Here is a 2,621-nt window from a genome sequence, read left to right on the forward strand (position 1 = left end):
CGCGGCGCCCCCCCCCCCCCCCCCTCCCCCGCCCCGCGCGGGGGCCCCCGGCCGGCGCCCCCCCCCGCGACCGTGGCCAGGGCTTTGGCCCGGGCCACAGTCGTCTCCGCGGCCGTGACCGCGCGGGCCCGCGCCGAACGAGCGTGCGGCGGGCGGGCATTCGGCCTGATCCCGTGTTTGAATATCCCCTCCGAACGACCCGAAGGACGCCCATGCAGAATGTGCTCGGCCGGATCGACCGCGCTCTGGACACCACCGCCGCGATCGTCGCCGAAGTCGGTGACGAACAGCTCGCAGCCGCGACGCCGTGCGCGGGCTGGGACGTGCGGACGGTACTCGACCACCTGGTCGGCGGGATGCACATCTTCGCCGCCAAGCTGAGCGGCAACGATACCGGCGCGGGCACCGCCGAGGGCTGGCTCGGCTCGGACCCGCAGGCCGCCTATGCCGCGGCCGCCGAGATCGACCGGGCGGCCTGGCGCAGGCCGGACGTGCCCACGGCCACCGTGCAGCTGAGCATCGGTCCGGTACCCGCCCCGGCGGCGGTGCAGATCCACCTCACCGAGCTGGTGGTGCACGGCCTCGACCTGGCGCTGGCCACCGGCCGCACCGACCTCATCGACGACGCGCTGTGCGCGGAGCTGCTGGACACCATGCGCTACTACGGCGGCATCGACACCTACCGTGCGGCGGGCTTGTTCGGGCCCGCGTTGCCGGTGGACGCCGACGCGCCCGGCCACCGCGCGCTGCTGGCCTACACCGGTCGCAAGTGGTGAGTCGGGCCGCCCGGCCCCGCTGAGGTCGCCCGCGCCGGGGACGGGCACACCGGCCCGAGGTTGTGCGAGGCTGGAGGTGTGAACCGACTGCGCGGTGCGACCTCGCCCTACTTGCGTCAGCATGCGGACAATCCCGTCCACTGGTGGGAGTGGGAGCCCGCCGCGCTGGCCGAAGCGCGTGCCCGCGATGTGCCGATCCTGCTGTCGGTCGGCTACGCCTCCTGCCACTGGTGTCACGTCATGGCGCACGAGTCCTTCGAGGACCCGCAAACCGCGGCGCTGATGAACGAGCACTTCGTGTGTGTGAAGGTCGACCGGGAGGAACGCCCGGACATCGACGCGGTGTACATGAACGCCACCGTCGCCATGACCGGCCAGGGCGGCTGGCCGATGACCTGCTTCCTCAACCCGGCGGGCGAGCCGTTCTACTGCGGCACCTACTACCCGAAGACCGCGCGCGGCGGCATGCCCTCGTTCACCCAGCTGCTCACCGCGGTCGCCGACACCTGGCGCAACCGGCGCGAGGAGGTCGACATGGCCTCGGCGCAGGTGGCCGAGGCGCTGCGCGCGCAGAGTTCCGGCCTGCCCGAGGGCGAGCCGGCGATCGGACCCGACCTGCTCGACCACGCGGTCGCCGCCGTGCTGGCCGAGGAGGACGCCGAGCACGGCGGCTTCGGCGGCGCCCCCAAGTTCCCGCCATCGGCACTGCTGGAGGGGCTGCTGCGCGGCTGGGAGCGCACCGGCGATCCGGCCGTGTACGGGGTGGTCACGCGCACCGCGGAGGCCATGGCGCGCGGGGGCATCTACGACCAGCTCGGTGGCGGCTTCGCACGCTACGCGGTGGACGCGGCCTGGGTGGTGCCGCACTTCGAGAAGATGCTCTACGACAACGCCCAGCTGCTGCGCGCCTACGCCCACCTCGCGCGCCGCACCGACTCCGCCGAGGCGAGCCTGCCCGCCCGCGTCGCCCGCGAGACCGCCCGATTCCTCCTCGACGACCTCGGCACCGAACACGGCGGCCTGGCCTCCGCGCTGGACGCCGACACCCACCTCGAACCGGGCGGTCCCGGCGTGGAGGGCGCCACCTACGTGTGGACCCCCGCCGAACTGGTCGCCGAACTCGGCCCCATCGACGGCGCGTGGGCGGCCGAGGTGTTCGGTGTGAGCACCGGCGGCAATTTCGAGCAGGGCACCTCGGTGCTCACCCGCTACACCGATCCCGAGGACACCGAGCGCCTGGCACGGGTGCGGGCGAGCCTGCGGGCCGCCCGCGCGCGCCGCCCCCAGCCCGCCCGCGACGACAAGGTGGTCACCGCCTGGAACGGCATGGCGATCACCGCGCTCGCCGAGGGCGGCGCCGCGCTCGGCGAACCCGCGTGGATCGAGGCCGCCGCGACGTGCGCGCGTTTCCTGCTCGCCGAGCACGTCCACGACGGCCGCGTACGGCGCGCCTCGCTCGGCGGCAGCGCGGGGGCCGCGCCCGGCGTCCTGGAGGACTACGCCTGGCTGGCCACCGGCCTGCTGGCGTTGCACCAGGTCACCGCCGAGCCGCAGTGGCTCGACCACGCCCAGCGCATCCTCGACAGCGCCCTGCGCCATTTCGCCGACCCGGACTCGCCCGGCAGCTGGTTCGACACCGCCGACGACGCCGAGGCCCTGGTGGCGCGCCCCCGCGATCCCATCGACGGCGCCACCCCGGCGGGCGCCTCCTCGCTGGCCGAGGCCCTGCTCACGGCGTCCGCCCTGACCGATCCCGCGCGCGCCGCCGGTTACCGGGAGGCCGCCGAGCTGACCTTGCGCCGCGGCGCGCTCGTCCTTGCCCGCGCGCCGCGTTCGGCGGGGCAG

At 74.9% G+C, this 2,621-nt stretch carries 2 protein-coding genes; both read left to right on the plus strand.

Features of this window, described 5'->3' with window-relative positions:
• Positions 1–212 precede the first annotated feature (212 nt).
• Positions 213–776, plus strand: coding sequence for a TIGR03086 family metal-binding protein (locus QH283_RS29125; RefSeq protein ID WP_280506131.1), 564 nt, complete (start codon positions 213–215; stop codon positions 774–776).
• A gap of 78 nt (positions 777–854) precedes the next feature.
• On the plus strand, positions 855–2,621 hold a 1,767-nt coding region (locus QH283_RS29130; RefSeq protein WP_280506132.1), incomplete at its 3' end, for a thioredoxin domain-containing protein.

It is taken from the genome of Nocardia farcinica (assembly GCF_029867845.1).
GTDB lineage: Bacteria > Actinomycetota > Actinomycetes > Mycobacteriales > Mycobacteriaceae > Nocardia > Nocardia farcinica_A.